The sequence below is a fragment of the Streptomyces sp. NPDC051041 genome, assembly GCF_044456065.1.
Lineage (GTDB): Bacteria > Actinomycetota > Actinomycetes > Streptomycetales > Streptomycetaceae > Streptomyces > Streptomyces glaucus.
In genome coordinates this window covers 532774-554438 of record NZ_JBITFM010000002.1, presented here as the reverse complement: position 1 = coordinate 554438, position 21665 = coordinate 532774, and the positions used below count along the sequence as shown (strand labels likewise).

Genomic DNA, 21665 nt, shown 5'->3' with positions numbered 1-21665 from the left:
CGTGACCGGCAGGGCCGCTCCCCCGCCTACCGAGATCGGCCTTCAGGGCAGCCCGCGCGTCAGCGCGCGGTGGGTCGAGTGGCTCATGGGCCTGCCCCGCGGATACGTCACCGACATCCCCGGCCTGACACGCGGACAGCAGCTCCAGATCCTCGGCAACGGCGTGGTGCCCCAGCAGGCCCGCGCGGCGTTCGCGGCGCTCCTCGACCTGGAGGTGTGATGCCGAACTGGTCCAGCTCAGACAGGCGCGAGCGCCTGCCGGCGGACTGGCCGAAGATCCGACTTCGCGTCCTGCGGCGAGACGGACACCGCTGCACCGCCCGCGATCAGTACGGGCAGCGCTGCGAAGAACCCGCCACGGACGTGGACCACATCGTGCCTGGTGACGACCACCGAGAGGCCAACCTTCGATCGCTCTGTGGGTGGCATCACCAGGCCAAATCGTCACGCGAAGGCGCGCTCGCCCTGGCGGCGAAGCGCCGGCGCATAGATCGCAGGTTCCGCAGGACCGAGACCCATCCGGGTCTCCTCTGAACGTGGGTCCGGTGCCGCCTCTGCTTTGCATGCGCCCGTGGGTTGCCAGCGCGCAGGCGCCCAACGATCTCAGCCCTGGATCGTGGCCAAGGGTTCCCGATGAACCTCAAATCGGATGGGCTAAGGGTTCGAGCGAGTGGTCGCGCCCCGGCCTCCAAAGCCGACGGCAGCAGGTTCGACTCCTGCCGGGCCTGCGTGGACATCTGGTCGTGGCTCTGGGTCGGCTGGCTCGGGGCCTTCGTCGTAATCGAAGGAGTGGCCCTTGCGAGAGACGACCGAGGGGACACCCTCTCCGAGCACGTCTGGAAGTGGTTCGCAGTCGGCCGAGCAGGAGAGCGACGGCCGGCACCTACCGGTTCAGTGCGTGTGCGGCGGCTTGTTCTGCTTGCCTTCATGGCCTGGCTGTCCGCGCACTTCCTGACCGGCGGAGCTGTGTGACAAGGAGGTGAGCCAGTGCCCGGCCCCGTACCCAACCGCGAAGCCGACCTGGCTCGCCCGCGCGAGCGCAAGGGCGGCGACGTTCAGTCCGTGACGCGCGGCGTCGCCCGGCCCGCGAAGGTGCCGAACGCCGACCGGGACTGGCACCCGATCGCGAAGCGCCTGTGGGACTCGCTGAAGCAGAGCGGCCAGGCCGACTTCTACCAGCAGTCCGACTGGGCCCTTGCCTACTCCCTCTGCGAAGACCTCTCCTACTACAAGAAGTCCGGGAAGAGGTCGGGGCAGATGCTCCAGACCATCTACAGCGCCTTCGAGCGGCTCCTCGTCGCCGAGGGCGACCGGCGCCGCGTGCGCATCGAACTACATGAGCCCGAGCCAGAGGAGCAGTCCGCGGCCGTACTCGCCATCGCTGACTACAAGAGGGACTTGGGGCTCCACACCTGACCCTTCCACGTAGGGATGCGCCACGTAAGGCTGGTGGCCCTCACCCTCGCCCATCCGAAGTCGTCCGGGTGGAGCTTGCGCGCCTCGGGCATCCGAGCGGGCGGAGCCGCGAGGTAGGCATTGACCGTAGGCACTGGCCATCGCAGGCGGCCTTGCTTCAACTGCTTTTCGTAGTGGCCGAGGTGGGTGTTGCAGGGCTGGCAGAGCAGCCCGCGGACGCAGTGCGGGCAACCGGTGCAGCAGTCATGGTCGTGGTCGATGCGCCACCAGATCGGCCCATACGCTGCGTCGTCTCCGGGGCTGTCATCACAGAGCGGGCATCGGTCGTTCTGAACTCGCAGGATCGCGTTCACGCGCGGGACGGTGAGGCCGTACCGCTTCGCCTGCCGGTCGGCGGGGCCGCATTCGGGGCACAGATTCCGGCCGTAGCGCCGCTCATCTGCGTAGACCGACTCGTCGCATATCCGACACATCTCGGGATCATCGTCGATCCAATCCCACCCACTCCTCATGGAGCTGACGTTATCCCCCGGCGCTGACAGTTGATCGGCCGGCGGCCCGACCGGCGAGGGGAGGTGAGTCCCATTCCAGCCCTCACAGCAGAAGAGATCGAGGCGCTCGAACCGACCTACCTCGGCCCTACGTGGCTGCGCGAGCCGGACGGCTCTTGGAAGTTGCCGGCGCGCACGCTCGGCTGGCAGATCGCCGGTTGGTGCGCCGAGTTCCTGAAGGCCGAGGACGGCGGTCCCTGGCGCTTCACGCGCGAGCAGCTCCGCTTCGTCCTGTGGTGGTACGCGGTCGACGAGAACGGCCGCTTCGTCTACCGCAAGGGAGTCCTTCAGCGCCTCAAGGGCTGGGGCTTAAGGCAAGGACCCGCTCCTCGCGGTGATCAGCCTCGTCGAGTTTGTGGGGCCCTCCCGCTTCTCGCACTGGGATGCGGCCGGGCAACCGGTCGGCGCCCCGCACCCCCAGGCGTGGGTGCAGATCGCGGCCGTCAGTCGCGATCAGACACGCAACACGATGACCCTCATGCCGTCGCTCATGTCGGACAAGCTCATCGAGACCTACGGCATCAAGGCCGGGGCTGAGCTGATCCGCGCGAACGGGGGCCGACAGCGACTTGAGGCGGTGACAAGTAGTTACCGCGCCCTAGAAGGGGCGCGGTCCTTAGCGGTCCACGTTCGTTGTTCTCAATGAGACGCACCACTGGGTCGCCGGCAACAACGGCGACCAGATGTACGCCACGATCGACGGTAACGCGACGAAGAAGGACAGCCGTTACCTCGCGATCACGAACGCCTTCCTGCCCGGCGAAGACTCCGTGGCCGAGCGGATGCGCGAAGCGTACGAGAAGATCCTCGAAGGCCGTGCCGCCGACGTGGGCTTCCTGTACGACTCGATCGAGGCGCACCCCGCCACTCCCCTGACGCCCGAGGCAATCCGGATCGTATTGCCGAAGATCCGCGGTGACGCGGTGTGGCTTCGGGTCGAGACGATCCTTCAGTCGATCCTCGACACGACGATCGCGCCCAGCCGCTCGCGGCGGATGTGGCTGAACCAGATCGTTGCGAGCGAGGACGCCCTCTTCGGTCCGGCCGAGTGGGATGTCCTGCGCGACGACACGAAGCAGCTCCAGCCTGGCGACGAGATCACGCTCGGGTTCGACGGCGGTCTCCGCGACGACAGCACAGCTTTGGTGGCTCTCAGGGTCAAGGACATGTGCGCCTTCGTGCTCGGCCTGTGGGAGAAGCCGGATGGCCCGCAGGGGAAGGACTGGGAGGTCCCCCGCGATCAGGTCGACTCGGCAGTGCACGACGCCTTCCGCGTGTTCTCTGTGCAGGGCTTCTACGCCGACGTGGCGCTCTGGGAGTCCTACATCTCCGAGTGGTCGGCGACGTACGGCGAGGGCCTGGCCGTGAAGGCGCCCGGCAAGGACGCGATCGGCTGGGACATGCGTACCAGCCTGAAGGCGTCGACCCTGGCCAACGAGCGCCTGATGCGCTCGATCTTCGACCGGAAGCTCGTCCACGACGGCGACCGCAAGCTCCGCCGGCACGTCCTGAACGCGCGTCGGCGCACGAACAACTACGGCGTGAGCTTCGGCAAGGAGTCGCGCGAGAGCCCCAAGAAGGTCGACGCCTACGCGGCGCTCATGCTCGCGCACGAGGCCCTGGTCGACCTTCGCGCCCGAGGCAGGAAGGTCCGCAAGCGGACCGGCCGAGGGTACTTCCTGTAGCTGTGTAAAGTTGAGACCAAGGGTGGTGAAACATGGCCGACCCCACGCCTGCATCCCTCGCGGTGCAGCTCCTCGCCATCCTTGGCCGGGACAAAGACCGGCTGACCCGGATCGACAACTACCTCCACGGCAGGCATGACGACCCGTACATGCCCGCTATGGCGGACGACGAGTACCGGCTCCTGGCGAAGCGGGCCATCTCGAACTGGATGCCGCTCCTGGTCAACACCCCGGCCCAGGCTCTCTACGTGGATGGTTACCGCGCGGGCGACGATGGCGGCCAGGGCTCGGCGCCGGACCTCACCTCCCCGCAGTGGGAGCACTGGCAGCGGTCCCGTCTCGACGCCCGCCAGTCCGCCATCTACAAGGGCGCGCTCACGTACGGGCACTCGTTCACGCTGACCGAGCGCGTGAAGGGCGTGGTCCTGACGAAGGGGCTGTCCGCGCTGCGGACGGCCGCCCTGTACGAGGATCCGGCCAACGACGACATCCCGTACGCGGCCCTGACCGTTACGGCCTGGCCGTCCGGCGAGTCCGCCGGCACCGCCCGCATGTGGGATGCCCGCTTCGAGTACGCGGTCACCTTCAAGTCCCTCGACGACGCGGACGGCGTGCGGGTCAGCAGGGGCAAGCGCCACGGCGCGAGCGAGTGCCCCGTCACCCGCTTCGCCGCGTCGGTCGACCTCGAAGGGCGCACGGTGGGCGTGGTCGAGCCGATGATCCCGCTCCAGAACCGCATCAACCAGACGATCTTCGACCTGTTGCTCGCGCAGTCGTACGGCTCGACGAAGGTCCGGACCGTGACGGGCATGGCCCCGCCGGTTCAGCGCGACCCGGAGACGGGCGAGGTCATCTACGACGAGCACGGCAACCCGATTCCACTGCCGATCAACCACAACGCGAAGCGGTTCTTGTTCGCGGAGGACCCGGATGTCAAGTTTGGATCGCTGGACGAGACTCCGCTGCAAGGGTTCATCGAGTCGATCGACATGAGCATCCGGCACCTGAGCGCCGTCGCGCAGGTGCCCCCGCACCACCTTCTCGGGCAGATCGCCAACCTCTCGGCCGAAGCCTTGCAGGCCGCCGAGACGGCCTTGAGTCGCAAGATCGCGGAATTCCGGACCGTATTCGGTGAGGCTTGGGAGAGAGTCTTCCGATTGGCGGCCGAGCTGGAAGGCGCCGCCGGCGTGGACGACTTCAAGGGCGAGGTCATCTGGCGCGACATGGAGCAGCGCTCCCTCGCGCAGGCCGCTGACGCCCTGGGCAAGCTGCGCGAGCAGCTCGGCATCCCGGCGAAGGGCCTGTGGAAGCGCGTCCCGAACGTCACGCAGACCGAGCTGGACGAGTGGGAAGACCTCGCGGACGAGGAAGACTCGGTGGGCCAGCTGGCCTCCGCGCTGACGCGGGCGACCGCCGACCCTGAGCCGGTCACCGCGGATTCGGTGGCGGTGGCTGCGTAGTGGCCTCGTCCCGCATGGCCGAGACCGACGAGGTTTCGGCCGCCTTCCATGCCGCCCTGACCGAGATCGGCGTGCGGACCACGGCCGAGGCCCTGGCTCTGTGGCAGGACGTTCCGCCCGAGCGGCGGGCCGCTACGGCTGGGGCCTGGCTACGCAAGGCGATCACCCTCGTCATGAGCCGCCGGCGGCAGAGCCGGGACCTCGCGCGGGCCTACTACCGGCTCGCCCGAGCGCTCCAGACCGGCCGGACTGTCGCCGACCCCTACCACCCCGAACCGTCGCACGTCACCCTGGCGGACCTGCGCCGCGAGTTCGCCGAACTGGCAGGCACCTACGAGCCGCCCACCGACCAGGCGGGCGAGGCCGCGACCGTCGAGGACGGGGAAGCCTCGCCCGCCCAGCCCGCCGAGGACGACGACGAGGACGAGCCCGACTGGGAGCGCATCCTCGTCGAGGAACTCGAAGGGCTGCGCGAGGACGAGGAGCGCATCGAGCGCCAGGCCGAGGAAGAACTTCGGATCGCGCTGGAAGCCCTCGGCCCCGCCAACCTCGACCGCAAGCTGACCGTCGAGGACGCCAACCCGGACGAGGCCCACCGGCAGGCGGGCGCCCGGCAGGCCGCAGCCGCAGCCCGCATCGCCATGAACGGCGCCCGGTCAACGAACTGGAATCACATGCGCCGCGACCGGCGGGCCCTGGGGTACGTGCGCCTGTCGCGCACCGGCACCCCGTGCGGCTGGTGCGCCATGTTGATCAGCCGAGGCCCGGTCTACAAGAGCGAGTCGTCCGCGCTGTTCAGCGACGGCGACCGCTACCACGACAACTGCCACTGCTACGCGATGCCGGTCTGGAACCGGGATCAGTACCAGTCGAGCGAGCTGACCGCGCTTTCGCGGCAGTACGAGGCCCTGTGGCCGGAGGTCACAAAGGGCCACAGCGGAAAGGCCGCGGTGTCCGTCTGGCGCCGCTTCATCCGCAGCCAGCAACGAGCCGCAGCCCAGGAGGCGCGGCAGTCCACTGACACAGCCCCGGAGGCGTGAAGTGCCCGAAGAGAAGCCTGACGAGAAGCCGACCGGCGAGCAGCCGGGCGAGACGGCGCCCGAGCAGAAGCCGGACGACGAGCAGAAGCCGGACGACAAGAGCGGTGCCGGCGGCCAGCCGGAAGACGAGCTGCCCGACTGGGCCCGCAAGGAGCTGGCCAAGGTCCGCCAGGAGGCGGCCGGTTACCGTACTCGACTGCGGGACGCCGAGGCGAAGCTGTCCGAGGCCAAGAGCCCGGAGGAGTTCGAGGCCGCTCTCGCCGAGGTGAAGGCGAAGAACGCGGAGCTGGAGCGCTCGCTCGTCGTCGCGTCCGTGGCCCGGAAGTACGACCTCCCCGAGGAACTGGCCGGGCGCCTGCGCGGCGACACCCCCGAGGAGCTGGAAGCCGACGCGAAGGCCCTTCAGGCGCTCCTCACCCCCGCGGCCCCTCCCGCCCTGGGCGGCGGCCTCACCCCGTCCGACGACGAGGACGACGGAGAGATGGACCCGCGCAAGCTCGCGCGGCGCACCCGGCGCTTCTAGCGCCCCGATGACCCCCCTTACTCAACCCCCGTGCTGACCCGGCCGGGGGTTTCTTCATGCCCCCGGAGGTAGCACTCTTGCCCACCGTTCAGCATCAGGTAGTCAAGCCGCAGAAGCTCGTGAACACTGCGGTCGGCATGCTGGAGCAGGAACTCGTCATCCCGAACCTGTTTCAGAAGCAGGGTGTCGATCAGTTCAAGGGCGCCGAGAACGACACGATCTCGATGAAGGTCGAGGGAATCCTGCCGTTCCACGACTACGGCTGGAGGAACGACCGGACGAACCCGATCGTCTTCGACGAGTACAGCGAGCGGACCATCGCTGTGACCTTCGGCGGGAACGTCTACTCGGCGGTCAAGCTCACCGACGAGCAGAACGACTTCGACATCGACCAGTGGGCCAAGCTCCTGCGCCCGCAGTCCAAGGCGGTCGCCCGCGGCCTCCAGCGCCGGGCGGTCAACACCCTGACCGGCCAGACGTACAACGTCACCATCGGCAACGCCGTACAGAACCTTCGCGGCGCGCTGATCGAGGCCCGCCGGGTCCTGAACGCTTTCCACGCCCCGAAGGAGGGCCGCTACCTCCTCGTCGGCACCGAGTTCGAGTCGGCGCTCCTGAACGACGACAAGCTCAACCTCGCGCAGAACGTTGGCGACTCCGAGGCCGAGTCCGCACTGCGTACCGCCACCATCGGCGAGCGCTTCGGCTTCCGCATCGTGGTCGACCAGACCATCCCGGCCGACGCTGCGTACGCCTTCGCGTCCTCGGCGTTCATCTTCCTGTCCGGCGCCCCCTCGGTCCCGCAGTCGGTCCCCTACGGCGCGACCACCTCGTTCGAGAACATCGCCCTGCGCTGGGTGCGCGACTACGACCCGCTCTACATGCAGGACCGTTCCGTCGTGAACACCTACGCGGGCTTCCGCTCCGTCACCGATGTCCTGGTCGGCTGGGACCAGGCGAACGAGAAGGAGATCGTCTCCTCGCAGGAGCACTTCGTGCGGGGCATCAAGCTCGCCCTCGACGGTGCCTCGGACTACCCGCCCGCCGGCTCCGAGCTGGCCACCATCACCGGCGTCTCCGACGCGAAGGTGTGGACCCCGACCGGCATGAAGGCGGAGACCGACCCGGCCAACGCCTGACCTGATCGGCGGAGCTGGTTCACCTGGCCCTGATTCCAGATGACCCAGCTCCGCCGCCCCTTCTCCCGAGAGGAGCCTCATTGGCGTATGCCACTCTCGACGAGCTGAAGGGCCGTCTCGACTGGGAGTTGGACGAGGGCGAAGAGCGCATCGCCCTGGGGGCGCTGGTGGATGCCTCGGAGCTTGCGGCCTCGTACGGTCGCGAGTGGCCCGAGGCCACGGTGCCCCGCCTGGTGAAGACGCTCGTGCTGAAGGCGGCAGCACGCTACGTGCGCAACCCCAACGGGTACACGCAGAGCCGGGCTGGTGACGAGACGCTGGCCTGGTCGGACGCCCACGGCCGAGACGCCGGCAGCGTGTACTTCACCCGCGACGAGATCCGGCTCCTCGAAGACCTCGCCGGGCGCAAGCGCGGCATCTACAGCGCGGTCGTCTCCGCCTGGGGCACGAAGCTCCCCCAGCGCGATGCGGCCGGGCACGTACCCGTCGACTACTCCGCGGACTCCCCCTTCCCCATGTTCAGTGACGGGGTGAGCCCCTGGTGAGCATGCAGCGCAGGCGCGGCCAGACGGCCCGCGTGTGGCGGACGAAAGAGGTCATCGACAACCGGGGCAACACCGTGATCACCGTGGACGAGGACAACCCCGTCACGGTCAAGGCCGCCTTCATCCCGCAGCGGTCAGGCAAGGCCGAAGTCCCCGGCCAGCAGCAGATCAACGTGACGCGGATGATCGTGGACGCCCATGTCGAGGGCGTCACCCTGTGGTCCCGTGTCGAGTACCAGGGCCGCATGTGGGACATCGTGACGCCGCCCGCCTACCACCACGGCGACCGCCGCACGCGGCACTGGTCGGTGGACATCCGGGAGCGGCCCTGATGGCAGAAATCTATGAGCGCAGCGGGAAGCGGCAGCTCGAACGGCTCGTCGCGACCTTGCCTGGCGTGCAGGCCGAACTCGACGAGAAGCGCTTCGAGGTCGCCGCGCGAGCCGAGGCTCTGCTTCTCCAACACCGCCAGGAAGGCCACGCGAGGATCGACGTGGCGGACGGCGACGTGGACAAGTACGTGATCCTCGACGACGAGCGAGGCGACAAGGCCGCTCTGTCGATCGAGTACGGCCGCGCTGAGTCCATCGTCGTGAAGAGGCGCAAGGACGGCACGAAGTACCTCGACGTGATCCCTGCGTCCGAGGGCCTGTTCATCCTGGCCCGCGCCGCCAACCTCCCGAAGAAGCGGAAGGGGAAGGTGCACCTCGACTAATGGCAGGACTTCCCGACCACATCAAGGCCCTGGCGGAGCTGTCCCCGGTCGAGGATCTCCTTCTCGCCGTACTGCGCGAGGGCCTGCCCGGAGTCCGGGTGAAGTCCCTCATTGACCTGCACGAGAAGTTCCCCCTGGTCCTGGTCCGCCGCGACCCGACCTTCGGTGAATGGCAGGGCGACACCCGCTTCACCGACGCGGCGCGCATCGTCGTGAACTGCTTCGCGCCAGACCCGAACGGCGACGAAGACGCCGCAATTCTGTCCGAGGCCGTCCGCGTGGTGATGCGCGACGCCTGGCTGAACCAGAAGGTCTATCCGCGCCTCGGTCACATCATCCGCGTGGACCTGAATTCCGCGCCGAGGCGGGCTTCGGACTGGGCGACCGCCACCGGCCCCGTGCAGTACGCCGACCTCCCCACCGGGGTCTGGCGCTACGAGTCGATCTACGACGTGCAGATCCGCAAGCCGCGGATTCGCCCCTATACCCCCTGACAGTTCCCCTTTACGCAGGCCCGCCCCCTTCGGGGGTGCGGGCCTTTTGCGTGCGCGAGTAAGGATGCAGCCCCTTGCCGATCAACGATGCAGCAACCCTTGTCGTCGGCTCCGGTAACTACCTGACGGCGCCGGTCGGCACGGAGATGCCGGCGGATCTCCTGACCCCGACTTCCCCGTGGCAGAACGTCGGCCACACCTCCCTGGAAGACATCTTCGGCATCACGTCCGAGGGTGGCGAGGCGACCACTATCGGGTCGCTTCAGAACAAGTCTCTCCGCACCAAGTATTCGGCGCGCACGGAGACGATGACTTTCACTTTGCAGCAGTTCGACACCGCTGCACTGAAGCTCTACTTCGGCGCCAACGCACCGATCCTGCCGGACGGATCGGTTGGCGTTCCTACCGAGCCCGAGCCGACCCAGGCGGCCTTCCTGGCGGTCTTCATCGACGGCGACAACCATTTCGCCTTCTACGCGCCGCGCGCGGAAATCTACCGCGCGGACGACATGGCGATCTCTGACACGGAGAGCCTCGCCGGTCTGCCGCTCGGCGTGAAGCCGATGGCCTACGGCAACAACGTCTGGACGTACGCGATCACGCCGCTGGGCGGCACCCTCGCGACCGGCGCGACCGCCGGCACGCCGGGCTACTTCACCCCGGAGGGCGCTGTTCCTCCGGAGAACCTCGCCGCCATGTCCAGTGTCATCGCCACCCCGTCGAGTGCGTGGACCACCGGTCAGCACGTCGTTCTCGGCGACGGCTCGAAGGCGCACTGGACCGGCTCTGCCTGGGCGGCTGGCGAGGCCGCCTGACAACTCCCGGCGCGGGTGTGATGCGGACCCGCCCGCGCCGGTCCTCCCCTCCCTCTCCCAGGTCCGCAGCCCCTTTCCTGTCTTTTCGTTTCGGAGGTCCGCACCCTCATGGCCACTTTCTCTCTCGACGACATCCGTGCCGCCGCCGAGCGCAAGTACGGTTCGACCGACATCACCTTCGGCGAGGACGTGGTTCGCCTCCTCAACCCGTTGCGTCTGCCCAAGGCCCGGCGTGACGCGCTTCTCGCCCTTCAGGACGAGATGGGGAACGAGGACTCCGACCAGGCCGAGCTTCTGGCCCAGGCCATCCGTACCGTCGCGGAGTCGGAGAAGGCCGCCGAGAAGCTCCTCGACGCCGTGGGGGGCGACCTCGCGATCCTCGCCGAAATCTTCGGCCACTACGGCGAGAGCACTCAGGTGGGGGAAGCCTCGGCCTCGCAGGGCTGATCGACGAATACGGAGAGGGCCTTTACCCGGACCTGCTTTTCCATTTCGGCGTCGATCTCGCCGACGTGATAGCGGGCCGGGGGCCCTCCCCTGCGCTCGTCCTTCTGCTCGTGCAGAGGCTTCCCGACACCTCCCTCACTGTCGCTCTGGCGTCGGGCGGCCGTGAGCATTTCGGCTGGGGCCAGGACCGGCATTTGGCCGCCGACCTATTCGACGCCATCAACCAGAACACCCGCGCAACGGGCCAGTGGGGCAAGGGCAAGGCTCCGAAGATCCCCGCCTATCCGAGGCCGAAGGCGACGAAGGCCGAGAAGAAAAAGGACAAGGCCAAGAAGCCACGGACCGTCGCGGAGATTTACAAGCACTTCCAGCGGAGGTAAGCCCGTGGCGTCGGAACCGAACATCGTCGGTCGGATCGCGGTCAAGGTCATGCCGGACACGTCCGGCTTCAAGCAAGACCTGAAGGCCAAGCTCGAACGGATCGAGAACGATCTCGCGATCACGATTCGGACGAAGGCTGACGCCTCCGGCGCCCGCGCCGATGTCCTTCAGGCCGTCCGGGACATCAACCGCGACAACCGGGCGACCGACTCCCGGAAGATCCGCTTCTACACGAAGCTCGACCTGTCCGGCGTGTCGTCGGAGGTCAGGAGCGCCGCCCAGGCGTACCAGCAGCGAGCCAACCAGCGACGCATCACCTTCGACGCTTCCGCTCGGGTCAGAGTCGCCGTGGACCGCGAGGCAGCCCAGAGGGCGCGCGAAGAGATCCAGGCCCAGATGGACGCCATCAAGGTCCGGCCGGGGCTCGACGCGAAGATGGTCGCCCAGACGAAGCGGCAGCTCGAAGCGGCCTTCGAGCGGATGCGGGAGCTGAAGGCGAAACTCACGCCCGAGCTGGACGCGATGGCGAAGCGCAAGGTCGAGCGGGAGATCGAGGAGCTTCAGGACAAGATCGACGGCCTCAAGGCGAAGATCGAGCCCGAGGTGTCGCACGGCGCGATGGCTGCGGTGGCGCTCGCGCTGGGCCGCCTGGCCCGCGACCGCGTGGTCAACCTGTTCCCGAAGGTGTCCCTGTCGGCCGCCGCGTCCGCCGGCGCCATGCTTGCAGCGCTTTCGGGCGGGCGTGTTCTGGGCGAGGTCTTCGAGAAGCTCGGCGCAGCTTTGCGCAGCCTCGACAAGTCCGTGCCGATCATCGGCACCCTGGCCACGGCGATAGCCGGTCTGGCGAGCTGGGGCATCGCTGCGGCGTCGAACCTGTTCACGCTGTCTGCGTCGCTGGCGCAGATCGGGGCCACGTCCCTGACCCTGCCCGGAATCTTTGGCGGCATCGCGATCGGCCTCGGCGTCACAATCGCCGCCCTCAAGGACTTCAACAAGGTCCTTCCCGAGGTTAAGGGGAAGTTCTCCGAGCTTCAGAACTTGATCAGCAACAACTTCTGGGCCAAGGCCGAGGCGCCGATCCGGGGGCTGATCAACGGCCTTCTGCCTGAGCTGGAAGCCGGGTTCGGGAAGACCGCAACGCAGCTCGGCTCGTTCTTCGGCGGATTCGCCACCGCCATCAAGTCGACCGTCGCCCCCGCGCTGGGCGGCATGTTCGACGACCTCTCGAAGTCGATCGAGATTGCCACAGGCGGCACCGCCACCTGGGCGAACATGATCAAGGTTCTGGGCGAGGTTGGCGCAGGCTACCTCCCCCAGCTCGCGACGTGGTTCGTCGAGGTCTCCGAGAAGGCGAACGCCTGGCTCAACCGTAAGGGCGAGTCCGGCCTCCGCGAGGAGATCGACCAGGGCATCCAAGCCCTGAAGGATCTCGGCGGAATCCTGTACGAGGTCGGCGGCATCTTCGCCGGCATCTCCCGCGCGGCCAACGAGGCGGGCGGGTCCACCCTCGGCATGGTCCGCGACACCCTCGCGGGCATCCACGCCGCCATCGACAGCAGTGGCGTGCAGGCCAAGCTCGTCGGCCTGTTCTCGGCCGCGCACGCCGCGATGTCGAACATGGCATCCGCCGGCGGCGCCGAGCTGAAGGCATTCTTCAGCGAGTTCGCGACCCAGCTCACGGTGCTCCTGCCGCAGGTCGGCACGATCATCGGTACGGCCGTCAGCGGCATCGCTGCTGCGCTGAACCAGCCCGAGGTCTTCGTCGGCCTCTACGCCCTCTTCGACGGCATACAGGCCGCGGTCGAGGGCCTGGTCCCGGCGATGGCCCCACTGGGCAAGGCGCTCGGCGCTGTGCTCGAAGTCGTGGGCGCGCTCGCGGCCCAGCTTGGCCCGCTCGTGGCTGCCGCGCTGACTCCGCTCGCGAACGCCTTCGCCGCGCTGGTCCCGTCCGTCCTGCCAGTCATCGAGCTTCTGGGCGGCGCCCTGACCGGCGTCTTCCAGCAGCTCTCGCCGGTCATCGCCGCACTGGTGCCGGTGATCTCCGAGGCCCTCGGCCAGGCGTTCACGGCGCTGTCTGAAATTCTGCCGATCGTCACCCAGGCGTTCACGCAGATCATGGCGGCGGTCGCGCCGCTCGTCGCGCAGCTCGTCTCGGGCCTTGCCCCGATCCTGCCGATAGTCGCGCAATTCATCGGTCAGGTTGTCCAGGCGTCCATGCCGCTGGTGTCGGTACTCCTGGAAATCCTGCAAGCCGTTCTGCTCCCGCTGATTCCAGTGGTGCAGAACATCGCCGCGACGATGCTCCCGCTCCTGGCGCAAGCCTGGGATCGCCTGGTTCAAGCGGCGATGCCCTTCCTGGAAGCGATCAAGTCGCTGATCGACTTCCTGATGCCCGTCCTCGCGCCTGCGATTCAGTTCATCGCTGAATTGCTGATCGGGTCGTTCATCTCCGCGATCAACGGCGTTTCCATGATGCTGGAGGGCCTGAAGCAGATTTTCAAGGGCGCCTTTGATTACATCAGGGCCGTCTTTGAGTTCTGGAAGGATCTCTTCACCGGCAAGTGGGACGAGCTAGGCCAGGACATCATCAACATCCTGAAGGCTCTCTGGTCGGTCGTGAAGGGCCTTTGGAACACGATCCTCGGCGCGTTCTTGACGTGGCTTTCGGTCAGTGTTCTTGGCGCCGCGAAGAGGGGCATGACCGCCATCAAGGACACCTTCAAGGCTGGCTGGGAAGCGGTTAAGTCATTCGGTAAGAGCGCCTGGTCCTCGATCAGTGAGGGCTTCTCGTCGTTCTTCTCCGGTCTGCTCTCGAAGGCGTCCACCGGCATCAGTCGAATCAAGCAATACTTCTCTGACGGCTGGACTTCGGTCCGCACGACGGCCGTCGAGAAGTTCAACGCTCTGGTTTCGACGATCAGCGAGTGGATCAGCAAGGGCGCCGAGGCGGTCGGCAGGCTGCCGAGTCTCGCCCGGCAGAGGCTCGGCGACTTGGGTTCGACGCTGAGGAGTGCCGGCGTCACCTTGATCAAGGGCTTCATCTCCGGCATCAGCAGCATGTTCGGCGCAGTCAAGGCCAAGCTCGGCGAGCTGACCGACTCGCTCCCGGACTGGAAGGGTCCGGCCAAGAAGGATGCCGTCATTCTTTACGAGGCCGGTCGACTGATCATCCAGGGGCTTATTAAGGGTCTGGATAGCCAGTTCGACAATGTAAAGAAGGCGCTCAACGAACTGACGGCGAAGATCCCGAAGAACGCCTCAAAGGGCCTGAAGGCCCGGATCAATTCGGACCGGACTCAGCTCCTCAAGCTGGCCGCCCAGTGGGAGGCCGGAACGAAGAAGCTCAAGGCGGCGCAGGAGAATCTCGACAAACTCCGCGACGACATGAGCAAGTACGCGCAGCAGGTCGCGGATCGGGTCATCGACACGGGCGACGTGACGAAGGTCAAGGACGCGAGCTTCGAAACGATCTCGGATTCCTTGAAGAACGCGGTCGTACAGGCCAGGCGGTTCGCGGACGTGCTCGCAAAGCTCAGAAAGCTCGGGCTGAACGCAACCACCTTTGACCAGATCGCTATGGCCGGGCCGGAAGCCGGGCTCGCCGCGGCCGAGGCCATCGCCAACGCGGGCGCATCTGGCGTGGCCGAGATCAACGACCTGCAAAAGGAGCTGGAGAAGTACGCCACGAAGGCCGGGTCCACCGCCTCGCACTACATGTACGACGCGGGGATTCAGGCGGCCGAGGGCCTCGTCAAGGGCTTGGAAGCGCAGCAGGACAAGATCGAAGCGCAGATGCTCAAGATCGCCGACGCGATGGTGAAGGCCATCAAGAAGGCGTTGGACATCCACAGCCCTTCGCGCCTGTTCCGCAAGCTCGGCTCGTTCGTCGGCAAGGGCTTCGGCCTGGGCGTCGAGGACGAGCGCGGGCGCGTCGAACGCGCCACCAACGCGCTCGCGTCGAGCGCCGTCTCGGGCGCCTCTCGGGAGGTCACGGCCGCCGTCTCTGGCGGCCTGGCGACGGCTGGCCCCAGCCAGACCGTGACGAAGGTTCTCAACTACTACGCGGGCTCCGGAAGCTCCCTCTCGTCCGAGGAGGAGCTGTTCGCGGCTGCCTCGCGGGCAAGGATGGTCGGCTGGTGAAGTTGGAGCTGAGTTCGGCCTCGGACAGGCTCCGCCTGGACGGGTTCGAGACGGACGGGATGGGGTTCCAGGCCCTCGCCGGGATCACCGGCCTGGGCCTGCCCCAGCTCTCCGTGCAGTGGCTCGAAGGCGCAGGGGACGGCGCCGCCTACCGTGGGCGGCGCGTCCTCCCCCGCGACATCGACATACCCCTCGACATCGTGGGACGGGACAGGGCACACCTGTCCGAGCTGGTGACCCGCCTCGCTCGGGTCCTGGCGGACGAAAGCGGCCTGACCTTGACGTACATCGACAGCACGGGCGGGCGCTGGTCGACTCCGGTCGCATGGATCGGCGGCGGAGAGATGGACGCAGGCGCCGGCATGCGGGACGTGCAGACGGTCATCACCCTGCGGGCCCCGTCCCCCTACTTCTTGGCCGACTCCCCGCAGACGGTCACGATCGGCGACGCGACGGCGAGCCCGTTCCTGTCGTCGCTGTCGTCCATGCCGCTCGCCTCGTCGCAGGCGATCGGCTCCGTGGAGCTGGCCAACGAGGGTGATGTGCCGGCCTTCCCCGTATGGGAGGTGACCGGGCCGGGCGACAACTTCAAGGCGATCAGTCCGACCGGCAAGACCCTGCACTGGACCGGGACGCTCGCGGCCGGACAGAAGCTCATCGTCGACATGGGCGCCGGCACCGTGAAGGACGGGACCGGCGCGAACCGGTACGCCCTGCTGGCCCCGGCTCCGCACTTCTGGTCGGTCGCGCCCGGCACCTCGACCGTGACGGCTTCTCTCCTCAATACCACGACGGCTTCCAAGATCGTGTGCTCGTGGCGTCCTCGTAAGTGGGTGGTGATCTAGTGAGGCAAGAGGATCTCCTCGTCGAGGTGCGCGACAAGACTCTGACGCGCGTCGGCGCCATCCCCGCGGATCTGCTGACGCTGGACGCCGAGGACGTGCACAACAACGTCGGGACGTGGAAGCTCAGCCTGAGCGCCGAGCATCCACTCGCCGCCGTCCTGTCCACGCCCGGCGCGGGCATCATCGTGACCGGCCCCACGGACGTTCTGTTCTCGGGGCCGGTGACGAAGGCGGAGACCGCCGTCACCGCGACCGACCCCCTCGGCACGCTGACCGTCGAGGGCGTGGACGACACGATCATCCTGGCGGACATGCTTGCCTGGCCCGAGCCGACCAACGGGGATGCCTCGACCCAGGCACGCGCCTACGACGACCGGACCGACGCGGCCGAGTCGCTCATGCACTACTACGTGGACGCGAACTGCGGGCCGAGCGCCCCGCCCGCCCGGCGCCGGGCCGGTCTCGTCATGGGCACGAACGGCGCGCGAGGCACGATCGTCAGCAAGGCGGCCCGCTTCCAGCAGCTCGGCGAGCTGTGCAAGGAGCTGGCCGAGCCGAACGGCCTGGGCTTCCGGGTCGTGCAGCGCGGCTCGAACCTCGTCTTCGAGACGTACGCGGTGCAGGACCGCACGAAGGAGGTCCGCCTTGGCGTCGTGAACAACACGCTCGCGGGTCAGCGAGTGACGGTCTCGCCGCCGGCAAAGACCCGCGTCATCGTGGGTGGCGACGGAGACGGCTCGAACCGCCTTTTCGTCCCCGTCGACAACGCCGACTCGATCGCGGCCGAGGCGGACTGGGGCCGAAGGATCGAGACGTTCATCGACGAGCGGTCCTCGACCGACACAGCCGAGCTGACGCAGAAGGGCACGGAGGCCCTCGCCGATGGCGGTACGACCATTCGGGCGGCCCAGGCCGTGCCGATGGAGGACTCCGCGCTCGACTTCGGCCGCGACTGGTTCCTCGGCGACAAGGTGTCCGTCATCATCGGTGGTACGGAGATGGCGGCCGTCGTCACGGGCATGGTCCTGAAGGTCGACTCAGACGGTTACCGGCTCGGCGCCACCCTGGGCGACCCCACTCCCCTGTCTTCCGAGGCGGCTGCGGCCTCCGCGCAGAAGGATCTAGAGTCCCGCGTCTCCTCTCTGGAGCGCACGGCTGAGGCCACCCCGCCTGGCCCCCGAGTCATCCAGCCGACCGGCATCACGCAAGCGACCCCGCCCACCGGATACCCGGAGGGCGAGACCGTCGAGTTCTTCCTGAGTTCCACCGCATCCACGCAGGGCGGATGGGACTTCGCAGGCAAGGCGGGATACGTCACCACCCGGACCTGGGAGGGCGGCGACGCCACCCAGACATGGCGCAGGGTGCACGCGACCACCTCGCAGCATGAGATGTGGGTCCGCGGTGGCGATTCGGGCGGCTGGTCGCCCTGGCGCCAGGTGGCTTTCGACAGTCAGCTCAACGCGGCGAACTACACGGAAGCCTCTCTGCCGACCGCCTATCCGCACGGCGATTCCTGGGTCGTGCTGGACAGTACGCAGGCGAGCGCTGGCGGCTGGTCCTTCGCGAGCGCCGGGTACGGCGTCCTGCGGACGTTCCGCAATCCCGGCGGCACGTACGCCCACCAGCGCTGGAGTCGCCTGAGCACCGCCGATGGCACGCAGGACTGGGAGCGCAGCGGAAGCGACGAGACCGGCTGGGGTCCCTGGCGGCAGGTCGGTTTCGATGCGCTGCTGAATCCCGCGAGCTACACGCAAGATTCTCTGCCGAGCACTTACCCCTACGGCGTGTCCACTCTGACGATGAACGACACGCAGGCAGCCGCCGGCGGATGGGCCTTCGGTACCGGAGGCAAGTACGGCACCCTGCGGACCGTCCGCCCCGTGGGCAGCACCTACGCCCACCAGACGTGGCTACGGCTCAGCTCGACCACGGTCGAGCAGTGGACGCGCACCGGTAACGACGCGGCGGGTTGGACGGCTTGGCGCACCTCGGCTTTCAACGAGAAGGCCGCGAAGGGCGTCGTCGCCTTGCAGACCCTCACGGCCATGACCGATGCGCAGTACGTCGGCGATACCGAAACCATGATCTACACCCAGAGCTTCACCGCTGAAGCGAGCCGGTGTTACAAGGTGGTTCTCAGGATCGCGTCGGTGGATACGGACGGGACCGGCGACTCCACCTCGCTTCGGTACGCCAAGCAGAGCGCCATGACCACCGTCAGGTGGGCGGCGGCCTCGACCGTCACCACATCGGCGGCGTCACTCGGCACCTTCTACACGACCGTCTTCGACGACGACTCGAACACCTCAACCGGTGTGGAAGCGACTTTCTACCTGAACGACCCGCCGGCCGGACTGATCACGGTCGGCGTTTCCCTCGTGGCGCGACGGGCCGCCGCGACGTACGGCCGTGTCCGGTACCTCACCTCAACCCGTTCGACGCTCGCCGTCGAGGATGCCGGACCGGCTCTGTAAGGAGTTCCCCCTTGGCTATCACCTCCTACCCCTTTGATGCCCAGGTCGTCACCGAGACGCAGTACAGCCAGATGTTCCGCGAGTTCCAGGACTCGGGGGTCGTCGCCTCGTTCGGCTCGTCCTCGGGCTTCCAGGTCACCGCCGGCACCGGCATGAACGTGAACGTCTCGGCGGGCCTGGCCTTCCTGCGAGGCTTCATGGTGCAGAGCACTGCAACTGAAGTCCTGGCGATTCCGTCCGCGAGCACGTCCGTCCGCGTGGACCGCGTGGTTCTGCGTCTCGACCCGTCCTTGAACTCCATCGTCCTGGCGGTAAAGCAAGGCGCCGCCGGGTCGACAACTCCCCCGGCCCTGACTCAGACGGACACGGGCGTTTTCGAGATCGGGCTCGCGTCCGTCACGGTGGGCGCGAACGTCACCTCGATCACGTCCGCGGACATCGCCCTCACCCGAACCTTCGTGGGGCATCGTGTCGGTGTGTGGGACACCGGCACCCGCCCGGCGTCCCCGCGCTTTGGGATGCTCGGCTTCAACGCCGACACCGATCGCTGGGAGTATTGGAACGACACGGAGTGGACGCCGCTCATCTCGAATGTGGACTGGGCCAACCTGTCCGGCAAGCCTGCGACGTTCCCGCCGTCCACGCACACGCACAAGTGGGCGGACATTACCGACGCCCCCTCGTCCCTGCCTCCGACGGCCCACACGCACGACTGGTCGCAGGTGACGGGCAAGCCGACGAGCTACCCGCCCACCACGCACGGACACGCCTGGAGCGAAATCACGGGGACGCCCGCGACGTATCCGCCGTCGTCCCACACGCACTCGTGGTCGAGCATTACTTCGAAGCCGTCCACGTTCCCGCCCTCGTCCCACTCCCACTCGTCCTACCTGGAAGCCGGGGACACGATCGCCTGGGCCAACGGTACGAAGCGTGTGCACGCCGACAGCGTGTCCGGCTCCGGGACGTACTACGCGGTGTGGGTGCAGGGCGATGGCACCTTCGCGCGGAACACCTCGTCCCGCCGCTTCAAGCAGAACATCCGGGACATCGACATCGACCCCGAGGCAGTTCTGTCCCTGCGTCCCCGCCTCTACGACCGGCTACCGAAGGAGGAGGGTGGCGAGTACCTGCGGGACGAATTCGGCCTGATCGCTGAAGAGGTTGCTGAGCACCTGCCCGAGATCGTCCAGTACGACGAGGAGGGGCGCGTCGATGCCCTGCGCTACGACCTTCTCGGCGTGGCCCTTCTGTCTGTCGTGCAGGACCAGGCCGAGCGCATCGAGCGCCTGGAGCAGCTTGTGAGGGACATGTCCCGATGAGTATTGACCCCAACGTCCAGGTTGCGCTTGTCTCCGCCGGCGGAGTGGTCACCGCGGCCTTCATGGGTGTCCTCGTCGAGCTGGTGCGTCGCCAGGGCACAGCCATTGCCGAGGTGCGCGAGCACGCGCAGGAGGCCCGCGAACAGGTCTCCAACACGCACACCACGAACCTTCGGGACGACCTCGACCGCGTGATCGCGGGACTCGATCGCGTCCTTGAAGGGCAGGCCGAGCACAGCCGGGACATTCGCGAGCTGCGCGCAGAGCTGTCCCATGAGCGCAGCGAGCGCCTGGCCGTCGCCGATCGTCTCGACAACCACATCTCTATGGCTGGCCCGAAGGTCAGCTGACCCAGTTTTTTGTCCCTGTGGCCCCGTCGCGTGCGGGGCCTTTGTCATGCCCGGAGGTAGGTCCCGTGACTGTCTCGATCGTCAGCCGTAAGACCTGGGGCGCGAAGCCCTGGAACGGCGCCCCTGCAACTGTCCCCATGAGTAAGCGGACCGAGTTCTTCGTCCACTATCACGGCGGCGTTCCCGCCCATTCGACCGGCGTGGCTGTCCCGCGCGAGGTCGAAAAGATCCACCTCGCGAACAAGTGGGCCGGGGTCGGCTACAACTTCATGGTCGACCAGAACGGGACGATCTACGAGGGCCGGGGGTGGAACCTTCAGGGCGCCCACTGTGTCAATCACAACGTCAGTGGTTTCGGTGTGTACGTCGCGATCGGCGGCGACCAGAAGCCCAGCGACAAGGCCCTCGCATCCGTTCGCGCGCTGTACGACGAGGCGTGCAAGCGGACCGGCCGAACCCTGGCCAAGCGGGGACACAAGGATGGCTACGCGACCGCGTGTCCCGGCGTTCATCTGTACCAGTGGGTGAAGGACGGCATGCCTGCGCCGAAGGGGGTCGCGTCCCAGAAGTCGAAGACGCCGGCACCGAAGCCCGCGGCATCCAAGTCCGCCGCAAAGCCCGCCTCGAAGATCGTTTCCCTGAACCCGGCCGTGAGGCCCGGCGTGCGGCACCCCCAGGTCAAGGAGCTTCAGCAGCTCCTCATTCGGGCCGGGTACGGTCCGATCAAGGGCGCCGTGACCGACTTCTACGGCCCGGAGACGCAGCGGGCCGTGGCCCGCTTCCACGACCGCAACCCGAAGTACCGTGTCGGCCTGCATGACCCGAAGATCGGGCCGCGGGGCTTCATCGCACTTCAGAAGCAGGCAGGGCGCCGATGAGCAAGCATCGCAAGCCCGTCGCCGCATTCCTGTCTGTCCTGCCTGTCCGCTACCGCTCGCGCGCTGGGGCCGTCTGCGCGGCCCTGGGCGTCCTGGTGAGCGTCGCCGCCGTGGTCTACGCCGACAGGCCCGAGATCGCCTTGATCGTCCAGGTGGCCACTTCCCTGGGCCTGGTCGACCGGCCCGGCGACGAGTAGCACCGCGCCCCCCTATCGGCCTTCTCGGGTCGGTAGGGGGGCGCTTTCTTCTGTCTCAGGACTTGTCGGCCGCAGCCTTCCTCGCCTCGATCTCTTCGAGGGTGGCGACCGGCGTCCTACCTCGCCTGCGGGAGGTGGTGGTCTTGGCCGGAGTCTTCGCTGCGGGCGCCTTGCCCTGGGCCGGGGACTTATCCTTGCGGGCCACACTCACTGCGTCGCCGAAGGCTGCGAGCACAGGGGCGGCG

Annotated in this window: 24 protein-coding genes and 1 tRNA gene; 23 read left to right on the top strand and 2 right to left on the bottom strand. The window is 67.6% G+C overall.

Annotated features, from left to right (window positions below; translation table 11 throughout):
• The first annotated feature begins 1 nt into the window (after position 1).
• The 3 genes from ACIBAI_RS05910 to ACIBAI_RS05900 all read left to right on the top strand — a co-directional run bounded on the left by ACIBAI_RS05910 (position 2) and on the right by ACIBAI_RS05900 (position 1416).
• The gene (locus ACIBAI_RS05910; RefSeq protein WP_399031293.1) at positions 2–220 is read left to right on the top strand and encodes a hypothetical protein; all 219 of its coding nucleotides are present in this window, start codon (positions 2–4) and stop codon (positions 218–220) included.
• A gap of 438 nt (positions 221–658) precedes the next feature.
• A tRNA-Trp gene (locus ACIBAI_RS05905) sits at positions 659–728 on the top strand.
• 259 nt (positions 729–987) lie between these two features.
• On the top strand, positions 988–1416 hold the full coding sequence (locus ACIBAI_RS05900; protein ID WP_399031291.1) for a hypothetical protein: 429 nt from the start codon (positions 988–990) through the stop codon (positions 1414–1416).
• Here ACIBAI_RS05900 and ACIBAI_RS05895 read toward each other — a convergent pair.
• Positions 1386–1889: an endonuclease domain-containing protein gene (locus ACIBAI_RS05895; protein WP_399031391.1), complete on the bottom strand. Its 504-nt coding sequence runs from the start codon at positions 1887–1889 to the stop codon at positions 1386–1388. The genes ACIBAI_RS05900 and ACIBAI_RS05895 overlap by 31 nt on opposite strands.
• 412 nt (positions 1890–2301) lie before the next feature.
• Here ACIBAI_RS05895 and ACIBAI_RS05890 point away from each other — a divergent pair, with 412 nt between their 5' ends.
• From ACIBAI_RS05890 to ACIBAI_RS05795, 20 genes are all read left to right on the top strand, one after another.
• Positions 2302–2613: a hypothetical protein gene (locus ACIBAI_RS05890; protein ID WP_399031290.1), complete on the top strand. Its 312-nt coding sequence runs from the start codon at positions 2302–2304 to the stop codon at positions 2611–2613.
• A gap of 37 nt (positions 2614–2650) precedes the next feature.
• Entirely contained in the window at positions 2651–3652 is a 1002-nt protein-coding gene (locus ACIBAI_RS05885; protein ID WP_399031288.1) for a terminase, read from the top strand.
• Positions 3653–3684: 32 nt separating this feature from the next.
• Complete coding sequence (locus ACIBAI_RS05880; RefSeq protein ID WP_399031287.1) at positions 3685–5112, top strand: phage portal protein; 1428 nt, start codon at positions 3685–3687, stop codon at positions 5110–5112.
• A 14-nt stretch (positions 5113–5126) separates the two neighbouring features.
• The gene (locus tag ACIBAI_RS05875) at positions 5127–6152 is read left to right on the top strand and encodes a hypothetical protein (RefSeq protein WP_399031286.1); all 1026 of its coding nucleotides are present in this window, start codon (positions 5127–5129) and stop codon (positions 6150–6152) included.
• A 1-nt stretch (position 6153) separates the two neighbouring features.
• Entirely contained in the window at positions 6154–6675 is a 522-nt protein-coding gene (locus ACIBAI_RS05870) for a hypothetical protein (protein WP_399031284.1), read from the top strand.
• A 119-nt stretch (positions 6676–6794) separates the two neighbouring features.
• Positions 6795–7814 carry a hypothetical protein gene (locus ACIBAI_RS05865; protein ID WP_399031283.1) on the top strand — a complete coding sequence of 340 codons (1020 nt, stop codon included), beginning with the start codon at positions 6795–6797 and terminating at the stop codon, positions 7812–7814.
• Positions 7815–7894: 80 nt separating this feature from the next.
• On the top strand, positions 7895–8359 hold the full coding sequence (locus tag ACIBAI_RS05860) for a hypothetical protein (RefSeq protein ID WP_399031281.1): 465 nt from the start codon (positions 7895–7897) through the stop codon (positions 8357–8359).
• Positions 8360–8361: 2 nt separating this feature from the next.
• Positions 8362–8691 carry a phage head-tail adapter protein gene (locus tag ACIBAI_RS05855; protein ID WP_399031279.1) on the top strand — a complete coding sequence of 110 codons (330 nt, stop codon included), beginning with the start codon at positions 8362–8364 and terminating at the stop codon, positions 8689–8691.
• Entirely contained in the window at positions 8691–9074 is a 384-nt protein-coding gene (locus ACIBAI_RS05850; protein WP_399031277.1) for a DUF5403 family protein, read from the top strand. Before ACIBAI_RS05855 ends, ACIBAI_RS05850 begins: the two co-directional genes overlap by 1 nt.
• Positions 9074–9568, top strand: coding sequence for a hypothetical protein (locus ACIBAI_RS05845; protein ID WP_399031276.1), 495 nt, complete (start codon positions 9074–9076; stop codon positions 9566–9568). Before ACIBAI_RS05850 ends, ACIBAI_RS05845 begins: the two co-directional genes overlap by 1 nt.
• A 74-nt stretch (positions 9569–9642) precedes the next feature.
• Positions 9643–10383, top strand: coding sequence for a hypothetical protein (locus ACIBAI_RS05840; RefSeq protein ID WP_399031274.1), 741 nt, complete (start codon positions 9643–9645; stop codon positions 10381–10383).
• A 108-nt stretch (positions 10384–10491) separates the two neighbouring features.
• Entirely contained in the window at positions 10492–10830 is a 339-nt protein-coding gene (locus ACIBAI_RS05835) for a phage tail assembly protein (protein WP_399031272.1), read from the top strand.
• Between the two features lie 110 nt (positions 10831–10940).
• Positions 10941–11210, top strand: a complete 270-nt coding sequence (locus ACIBAI_RS05830; protein WP_399031270.1) for a hypothetical protein — start codon at positions 10941–10943, stop codon at positions 11208–11210.
• A gap of 4 nt (positions 11211–11214) precedes the next feature.
• The gene (locus ACIBAI_RS05825; RefSeq protein ID WP_399031268.1) at positions 11215–15351 is read left to right on the top strand and encodes a hypothetical protein; all 4137 of its coding nucleotides are present in this window, start codon (positions 11215–11217) and stop codon (positions 15349–15351) included.
• A complete protein-coding gene (locus ACIBAI_RS05820) occupies positions 15348–16196 on the top strand; it encodes a phage distal tail protein (RefSeq protein ID WP_399031266.1) in 849 nt (282 codons plus the stop codon). The genes ACIBAI_RS05825 and ACIBAI_RS05820 overlap by 4 nt, the downstream gene beginning before the upstream one ends.
• A 26-nt stretch (positions 16197–16222) precedes the next feature.
• Positions 16223–18673 (top strand): hypothetical protein, encoded by a 2451-nt coding sequence (locus ACIBAI_RS05815; RefSeq protein WP_399031265.1) that lies wholly within the window; start codon positions 16223–16225, stop codon positions 18671–18673.
• Positions 18674–18684: 11 nt separating this feature from the next.
• Positions 18685–19995: a tail fiber domain-containing protein gene (locus ACIBAI_RS05810; protein WP_399031263.1), complete on the top strand. Its 1311-nt coding sequence runs from the start codon at positions 18685–18687 to the stop codon at positions 19993–19995.
• Positions 19992–20345 (top strand): DUF2746 domain-containing protein, encoded by a 354-nt coding sequence (locus ACIBAI_RS05805; protein ID WP_399031262.1) that lies wholly within the window; start codon positions 19992–19994, stop codon positions 20343–20345. The genes ACIBAI_RS05810 and ACIBAI_RS05805 overlap by 4 nt, the downstream gene beginning before the upstream one ends.
• Positions 20346–20410: 65 nt before the next feature.
• On the top strand, positions 20411–21223 hold the full coding sequence (locus ACIBAI_RS05800) for an N-acetylmuramoyl-L-alanine amidase (protein ID WP_399031261.1): 813 nt from the start codon (positions 20411–20413) through the stop codon (positions 21221–21223).
• A complete protein-coding gene (locus ACIBAI_RS05795) occupies positions 21220–21420 on the top strand; it encodes a hypothetical protein (RefSeq protein WP_399031259.1) in 201 nt (66 codons plus the stop codon). The genes ACIBAI_RS05800 and ACIBAI_RS05795 overlap by 4 nt, the downstream gene beginning before the upstream one ends.
• Before the next feature lie 55 nt (positions 21421–21475).
• Here ACIBAI_RS05795 and ACIBAI_RS05790 read toward each other — a convergent pair whose 3' ends face one another.
• On the bottom strand, positions 21476–21625 hold the full coding sequence (locus tag ACIBAI_RS05790) for a hypothetical protein (protein WP_399031258.1): 150 nt from the start codon (positions 21623–21625) through the stop codon (positions 21476–21478).
• Between the last annotated feature and the right edge of the window lie 40 nt (positions 21626–21665).

Excerpts from the sequence above, each read along its gene's own strand:
- ACIBAI_RS05895 (WP_399031391.1), bottom strand. The coding sequence starts at position 1,889 with ATGTGTCGGATATGCGACGAGTCGGTCTACGCAGATGAGCGGCGCTAC.
- ACIBAI_RS05885 (WP_399031288.1), top strand. The coding sequence starts at position 2,651 with ATGTACGCCACGATCGACGGTAACGCGACGAAGAAGGACAGCCGTTAC.
- ACIBAI_RS05880 (WP_399031287.1), top strand. The coding sequence starts at position 3,685 with ATGGCCGACCCCACGCCTGCATCCCTCGCGGTGCAGCTCCTCGCCATC.
- ACIBAI_RS05875 (WP_399031286.1), top strand. The coding sequence starts at position 5,127 with ATGGCCGAGACCGACGAGGTTTCGGCCGCCTTCCATGCCGCCCTGACC.
- ACIBAI_RS05855 (WP_399031279.1), top strand. The coding sequence starts at position 8,362 with ATGCAGCGCAGGCGCGGCCAGACGGCCCGCGTGTGGCGGACGAAAGAG.
- ACIBAI_RS05850 (WP_399031277.1), top strand. The coding sequence starts at position 8,691 with ATGGCAGAAATCTATGAGCGCAGCGGGAAGCGGCAGCTCGAACGGCTC.
- ACIBAI_RS05845 (WP_399031276.1), top strand. The coding sequence starts at position 9,074 with ATGGCAGGACTTCCCGACCACATCAAGGCCCTGGCGGAGCTGTCCCCG.
- ACIBAI_RS05835 (WP_399031272.1), top strand. The coding sequence starts at position 10,492 with ATGGCCACTTTCTCTCTCGACGACATCCGTGCCGCCGCCGAGCGCAAG.
- ACIBAI_RS05805 (WP_399031262.1), top strand. The coding sequence starts at position 19,992 with ATGAGTATTGACCCCAACGTCCAGGTTGCGCTTGTCTCCGCCGGCGGA.
- ACIBAI_RS05795 (WP_399031259.1), top strand. The coding sequence starts at position 21,220 with ATGAGCAAGCATCGCAAGCCCGTCGCCGCATTCCTGTCTGTCCTGCCT.